The organism is Nocardioides sp., assembly GCF_016462705.1.
Lineage (GTDB): Bacteria > Actinomycetota > Actinomycetes > Propionibacteriales > Nocardioidaceae > Nocardioides.
The window spans coordinates 1-6,492 of the sequence record NZ_JAEMSS010000207.1 but is presented as its reverse complement, the minus strand read 5'-3'; the positions used below and the strand labels follow the sequence as shown (position 1 = coordinate 6,492).

The following is a 6,492-nucleotide window of genomic DNA, read 5'->3' as shown; positions in this document are numbered from 1 at the left end:
GGGCGGTGCCCTTGGCGGCCCAGTCGCGCGACGAGCCGGAGCCGTACTCCTTGCCGGACAGGACCACCAGCGGCGTTCCGGCAGCGAGGTAGTTCTCCGAGGCCTCGTAGACCGACGTGACCTTCGCGTCGTCGCCCTCGCCGGTCGTGAAGTCGCGGGTGAAGCCGCCCTCGGTGCCGGGCGCGAGCTGGTTGCGGAGCCGGATGTTGGCGAAGGTGCCGCGGATCATCACCTCGTGGTTGCCGCGGCGCGAGCCGTAGGAGTTGAAGTCCCGCTGCTCGACGCCGTGCTCGGCCAGGTAGCTGCCGGCCGGCGAGTCCTTCTTGATCGCCCCGGCCGGGCTGATGTGGTCGGTGGTGACCGAGTCACCCAGCTTGAGCAGCACCCGGGCGCCCTCGATGTCCTCGACGGGTGCCGGCTCGTCCGGCATGCCGTCGAAGTAGGGGGGCTTGCGCACGTACGTCGACTCGGGGTCCCACGCGAAGGTGTCGCCCTCGGGGGTCGGCAGCGACTGCCACTGCTCGTCGCCGGCGAACACGTCGGCGTAATCGCTGGAGAACATCTCGGAGGTGATCGCGGTCGCGATCACGTCCTCGACCTCCTTCGCGGTCGGCCAGATGTCCTTCATGAAGACGTCGTTGCCGTCCTGGTCCTGCCCCAGCGGGTCGTTGAAGAGGTCGACGTCCATCGACCCGGCCAGCGCATAGGCGACCACCAGCGGCGGCGAGGCCAGGTAGTTCATCTTGACGTCCGGGTTGATCCGGCCCTCGAAGTTGCGGTTGCCGGACAGCACCGAGACGACCGCGAGGTCGTTGTCGTTGACCGCCTGGCTGACCTCGGGGATGAGCGGCCCGGAGTTGCCGATGCAGGTGGTGCAGCCGTAGCCGACCAGGTTGAAGCCGAGCTTGTCGAGGTACGGCGTCAGGCCGGCCTTCTCGTAGTAGTCGCTGACGACCTTGGAGCCGGGCGCGAGCGTGGTCTTGACCCACGGCTTGCGCTCCAGGCCCTTCTCGACCGCCTTCTTGGCCAGCAGCGCCGCCCCGATCATCACCGACGGGTTGGAGGTGTTGGTGCACGACGTGATCGCGGCGATGGCGACGGCACCGTGGTCGACCTCGAACCTCGTGCCGTCCTCCAGCGTGACCAGCGCGGGGTTGCTCGGCCGCCCGCCGTCGGCGGGGGCCGCCGACACGTAGTCCGTGGGGGCGGCCTCGCCGTGACCGTTGGCCGGCGGGTCCGAGGCGGGGAACGACTCCTCGACGGTCTCGTCGTAGCCGTTGGTCTCCTGCTCCGGGCTGCCGTCGGTGTAGTCGACCAGCGCGCCGCGGAACGACTCCTTGGCCTCGGACAGGGAGACCCGGTCCTGCGGGCGCTTGGGGCCTGCCAGAGACGGGACCACGGTCGACAGGTCGAGCTCGAGCTTCTCGGAGAAGCGCGGCTCCGCGTCCGGGTCGTGCCAGAGGCCCTGCTCCTTGGCGTACGCCTCGACCAGCGCGAGCTGCTCGTCGGTGCGGCCGGTGAGCTTGAGGTACTTGGTCGTCTCCTCGTCGATCGGGAAGACCGCGATGGTGGAGCCGAACTCCGGGCTCATGTTGCCGATCGTGGCGCGGTTGGCCAGCGGCAGGACGGAGACGCCCGGACCGTAGAACTCCACGAACTTCCCGACCACGCCGTGCTGGCGGAGCATCTCCGTGATCGTGAGCACCAGGTCGGTGGCCGTCGCGCCCTCCGGAAGGTCACCGCTGAGCTTGAAGCCGACGACGCGCGGGATGAGCATCGAGACGGGCTGCCCGAGCATCGCGGCCTCGGCCTCGATGCCGCCGACACCCCAGCCGACCACGCCGATGCCGTTGACCATCGTGGTGTGCGAGTCGGTGCCGACGCAGGTGTCCGGGTAGGCGACGGTCGCGCCGTCGCTGTCCCGGGTGAAGACCACGCGGGCCAGGTGCTCGATGTTGACCTGGTGGACGATGCCGGTGCCGGGCGGGACGACCTTGAAGTCGTCGAACGCGCCCTGCCCCCAGCGCAGGAACTGGTAGCGCTCGCGGTTGCGCTCGTACTCGATCTCGACGTTGCGCCCGAACGCCTCCGGGGTGCCGAACACGTCGGCGATCACGGAGTGGTCGATGACCAGCTCGGCGGGAGCGAGCGGGTTGATCTTCGTCGGGTCGCCCCCGAGGTCGGCCATCGCCTCGCGCATGGTGGCCAGGTCCACGACGCAGGGCACGCCGGTGAAGTCCTGCATGATCACCCGCGCGGGGGTGAACTGGATCTCCTTGTCCGGCTCGGCGTCCGCGTCCCACCCGGCCAGCGCCAGGATGTCGTCGGCGGTGATGTCGGCGCCGTCCTCGGTGCGCAGCAGGTTCTCGAGCAGCACCTTGAGGCTGAATGGCAGGCTCGCGACGGCGTCGTCCGGGAGGCCGTCACCGGTGACCGCGTCGAGACGGTAGATCTCGTAGCTCTCACCGCCCACCTCGAGCGTGCTCTTCGCGCCGAAGCTGTCCTTGCTCGCCACTGCTCACCATCTCCTCGTCATGGGCTGCTGCCCATCCTGCCGCACCGGGAAAGTATCTTGATGTCAAGATACATCACCGGCGCGCGACAGGACAAACCCGACCGGCGGGGCACGCCGCCAGGGTCAGCCGACGACGACGATGTCGACCCGGCACTGGGTGCCGCTGGCCGTCGCGTGCCCCATCACGTGCACGGCCTCACCACTCGGCGTGGTGGCGGAGACGAGGATCTGGGCGATCCCGTTGCTGACCTGGCCGAAGCCGGCCGCGCCGTCGGCGACCGTGAAGTCCTCGTCCTGGTTGTTGCTCGTGACCCACCGTGCGTGATCGACGGCGGTCGTCATCTGCAGGGACGCGAGGCCTGTCCCGGGCGACCCGGCGCAGGACGCGGTCAGCGTGAGGGCGCCCCTGGTCAGCAACGGCACGGACTGGCCCTGGACCGGGTTGGCGGTGAGGTGCCGCACCGTGTCGACCGACGCCGCCGAGGCGACCCCGGCGAGCGTCGACTCCTTGATGTCCTTCCCCGTGAGCTTGCCGTCCTTGACGTCCTTGCCCTTGATCGAGGAGTTGACGATCTGTGCCGAGCCGACCGAGTTCTTGGCCACCGCCGCGACGGCGAGCCCCCCTCCCCCGAGCGCGACCACGAGGGCCGTACCGGCAGCGACGTTGGCGAACGAGAGGTGTTGTCCGAGACCCATAGGTCGTTTCTGCCCGCTTCGTCCCGGAAGCGCCATAGCCCGAACGGGTCAGACGGCGGGGACCCAGTGCGGCGGCTCAGGGGTTGGCGACGTCGGGGTCGGCGGCGCCGGCCGGGAAGTACATCACGTCGATCTGGCCGTTCTGCAGCGTCGAGAAGTGGCCGCCGGTGCCGAGCTCGCGCAGGTGCAGGGACACCACGTACGTGCCCGCCTTCAGCGTGTGCACGTCGGAGGCCGTGGGGTGCTGGACCAGCATGGTGCCCGGTCCGGGCGAGCCCCAGAGGGTGTAGGCCCCCACCTCCTTGAAGGGGACCTGGCCGTCGTCGTCGATGTAGAAGAGGGTCTGGACGTAGCCGCCACCCGGCGTCGCCGCGGGGTTCGCGCCGAGGGTCGCTTCGGCCTCGAGCCGGACGAGCCCGTCGGCCGGCAGGGTGAAGGAGACCCGGGCGTGCTCGGTCCAGGTGCCCGAGAGGGTGGCCTGGTGGGTGTAGGGCCCCTCGAAGACCAGCGGCGTCGCCGGCAGCCGGAGCGAGGCCTCGTCGACGTCGGCTCCCGTGACCGACCCGTCCTTCAGGTCGCTCCCGGTCACCGAGCCGTCGGCGACCTGGACGCCCGTGAGCGACCCCACCTTGACGTCCTGGGCCTTGATCGCGCCGTTCTTGACCTGGGCCGACCCGACCGAGTTCTTGGCGACCGTGGCGGCGTAGGCGCCGCCGCCACCGACGGCGACGACGAGCGCCAGCGCGGAGGTGAGGTTGACGAAGGTGCTGCTCGCAGATGCTGTCCTGGTCATGCGACCAGCGTGGGCGACCACCCTTGTGGCCGCCTTGCGGTCGGCTTGCCGTCGCGACCCGCTACCCGATCCGCCCCTCAGGGAAGTACCGGACGATCAGCTGGGCCTCGGCGAAGCCGCTGTAGGTGCCGTTCGTCGAGTACTCCGCGACGAAGAGCTTGAACGTGTGCCTGCCGGGACTCACGGGGACGACTCCGTGGGCGCTCTGCGAGATGTCGAACATGCCGTCGGCATCGCCCGCGTCCCAGTAGCCGCGCGCCACCTCGGTGCTGACGTCCATGACGAACACGTCGATGACGTCGCTGCCCGCGGATCCGTTCAGCATCGCGGTGGCGGTCGCGTCGACGTAGCCGGCCGCCGGCACGTCGATCGTCACCTCGGCGAGCTTGGTCGAGAACTCCCCCAACGTGCCGGACGTCTTCGGCGAGCTGTGCACCGAGTCGGCGACGGCCGAGGGAGTCGTCGGCGGCGTCGGCAGGTCCAGGGTTGACTCGTCGATGTCGGCACCGGTCAACGAGCCGTCGGCGACCTTGGCGCCGGTGACCGCGCCGCTCTTCAGGTCGACGGTCCGGATGACGCCGTCCTTGATCTGCTTGGACCGCACCGAGTCCTTGGCGAGGCCGGCCGCGTAGGCGCCGCCCCCCAGGGACACGGCGAGAGCCAGGGTGGCGGTGACGTTGGCGAAGGCGCTCCGAGGAAGCTTGAGGATGGTCATGACGGCAGCGTGCGCACGACCGCTTGACGACCGCTTGCAGAACGCTGTCAGCCCAGCAGCCGGGGCTCGATCCGCTCCTCGGTGACCGACCCGTCCTGCTGCCTCTCCACGACGTACGCCGCGACGCCCGGGCGGTCCGAGACGGCCTCGACCAGCTCGGTGCCCTCGTAGAACAGGCCGACTCCGTCGTCGGTGGCGTGCGACGTCGGCAGGATTCCGTCGCCGACGAGCTTGTGCAGCAGCGGCCGACGCTGGTCCTCGCTGTCGTAGTGGACCCCGTTGCCGTAGGGCAGCAGGCCGAGCCCGGGCGGCGACACCCGGAGGTCGGCGCCGTAGCTGTCGGTCGGCCCGCCGACGAACCAGCACAGCGAGCCGGCCGAGACGCCGCTGAGGACGACTCCGGCCTCCCAGCACTCGCGCAGGACCTCGTCGAGACCGTGGACCCGCCACACGGCGAGCAGGTTGGCGACCGAGCCGCCGCCGACCCAGATCACGTCCTGCGCGAGCAGGAAGGAGCGGAGGTCGGGGACGTTGGGCATGGTGAACAGCTCGAGGTGTGATGCCCGGACGTCCGAGCCGGCGAAGGCGCGGTAGAAGCCGGCCAGCCCGTTGAGACTGTCCCCCGCGGCGGTGCCGACGTAGCAGAAACGGGGCCGCGCCGGATCGCCGGCCAGGTGGATGGCGTGGTCGATGAGCGGGCCGCGGCGCCATTGGAAGACGCCGAGGTCAGAGGGATGGAAGCCACCTGAGGTGGCCAGGATGCGCACCGGGTGAGCCTAGGTCCAGGGGGTGCCGCCCCGACTCACCCCTCCTGCCTCACATTTGTGCAACCGGTCCGAGCCCGGCTGCAGGGCCCAGCAACGCCACGCACTCCACGTGGTGGGTCATCGGGAAGGCGTCGAACGCGCGCAGCGCTCGCAGGACGTAGCCGTGCTCGGCGAAGGTCGCGACGTCGCGGGCCAGCGCGGCGGGATCGCAGGCCACGTAGGCCACCGCGCGCGGCGACCGGGCGGCGACCTGGTCGACCACGGCCCGCTTCGCCCCGGTCCGAGGTGGGTCGAGCACCACCAGGTCCACCCGAGGAGCCGTCCCGGTTGCCAGGACGGTGCCCACGTCGCCCGCGTGCACGTCTGCTCCGGGCACGTTGACGGCGGCGTGCCGGCAGGCCTCGGCGTCGCCCTCGACCAGGGTGACCGCCCCCGTCGGCCCGACCGCGTCGGCGAGGAAGCGGGCGAACAGGCCGACACCGGCGTAGAGGTCGAGCACGGTCTCCCCCGGCCGTGGTGCCAGCATGTCGAGCACGGTGGCCACGAGCGTCTCGGGCGCGCCCGGGTGGACCTGCCAGAACCCGGTCTCGGCGGCCACCTCGAAGGGCACGCCCCGGACCAGGTGGGACGGCGCTGCCCCGGCGATCAGGCAGTCGTCGACAGCGACGACGTCGTGGGACCGGTGCTTGCGCATTCCGTGCCGACCCCCGGGCAGCGCGACGAACCGCTGGCGGGTCCGCCAGCGCAGCCCCTCCTGGTCGCCGGGGACCGCTTCGACGGTCACATCGGTGTCGAGACCGGCGAGCCGCACCAGCTGCTCGCGGACGACCTCGGCCTTGAGCAGCCGCTGCCGGGCGAGCGAGACGTGCTGGAAGTCGCAGCCGCCGCACGCGTCCGGTCCCGCGTAGGGGCACGGCGGGACCACCCGGTCCGCCGACGGCTCGAGCACGGCGACCGCGTCGGCCCGCCAGAATCGGTCGCCCTCGGTGCCTTCGGTGATCTCCAG

The 6,492-nt window shown here is 70.8% G+C and carries 6 protein-coding genes; all 6 read right to left on the bottom strand.

Annotated features, from left to right (window positions below; all coding sequences use genetic code 11):
• Positions 1-2,515, bottom strand: a 2,515-nt coding sequence (locus tag JHD21_RS19325) for an aconitate hydratase (protein WP_292678543.1), incomplete at its 3' end; no start/stop codon positions are given.
• A gap of 123 nt (positions 2,516-2,638) precedes the next feature.
• On the bottom strand, positions 2,639-3,211 hold the full coding sequence (locus JHD21_RS19320; protein WP_292678540.1) for a hypothetical protein: 573 nt from the start codon (positions 3,209-3,211) through the stop codon (positions 2,639-2,641).
• A gap of 76 nt (positions 3,212-3,287) precedes the next feature.
• Positions 3,288-4,004 carry a hypothetical protein gene (locus JHD21_RS19315; protein WP_292678535.1) on the bottom strand — a complete coding sequence of 239 codons (717 nt, stop codon included), beginning with the start codon at positions 4,002-4,004 and terminating at the stop codon, positions 3,288-3,290.
• Between the two features lie 61 nt (positions 4,005-4,065).
• Complete coding sequence (locus tag JHD21_RS19310; RefSeq protein WP_292678531.1) at positions 4,066-4,719, bottom strand: hypothetical protein; 654 nt, start codon at positions 4,717-4,719, stop codon at positions 4,066-4,068.
• Positions 4,720-4,766: 47 nt separating this feature from the next.
• Positions 4,767-5,486, bottom strand: a complete 720-nt coding sequence (locus JHD21_RS19305; RefSeq protein WP_292678528.1) for a peptidase E — start codon at positions 5,484-5,486, stop codon at positions 4,767-4,769.
• Between the two features lie 49 nt (positions 5,487-5,535).
• A partial coding sequence (locus tag JHD21_RS19300; protein WP_292678525.1) for a methyltransferase occupies positions 5,536-6,492 on the bottom strand: 957 nt, incomplete at its 5' end.

Coding starts and splice junctions, on each gene's coding strand:
- JHD21_RS19320 (WP_292678540.1), bottom strand. CDS start 3,211: ATGGGTCTCGGACAACACCTCTCGTTCGCCAACGTCGCTGCCGGTACG.
- JHD21_RS19315 (WP_292678535.1), bottom strand. CDS start 4,004: ATGACCAGGACAGCATCTGCGAGCAGCACCTTCGTCAACCTCACCTCC.
- JHD21_RS19310 (WP_292678531.1), bottom strand. CDS start 4,719: ATGACCATCCTCAAGCTTCCTCGGAGCGCCTTCGCCAACGTCACCGCC.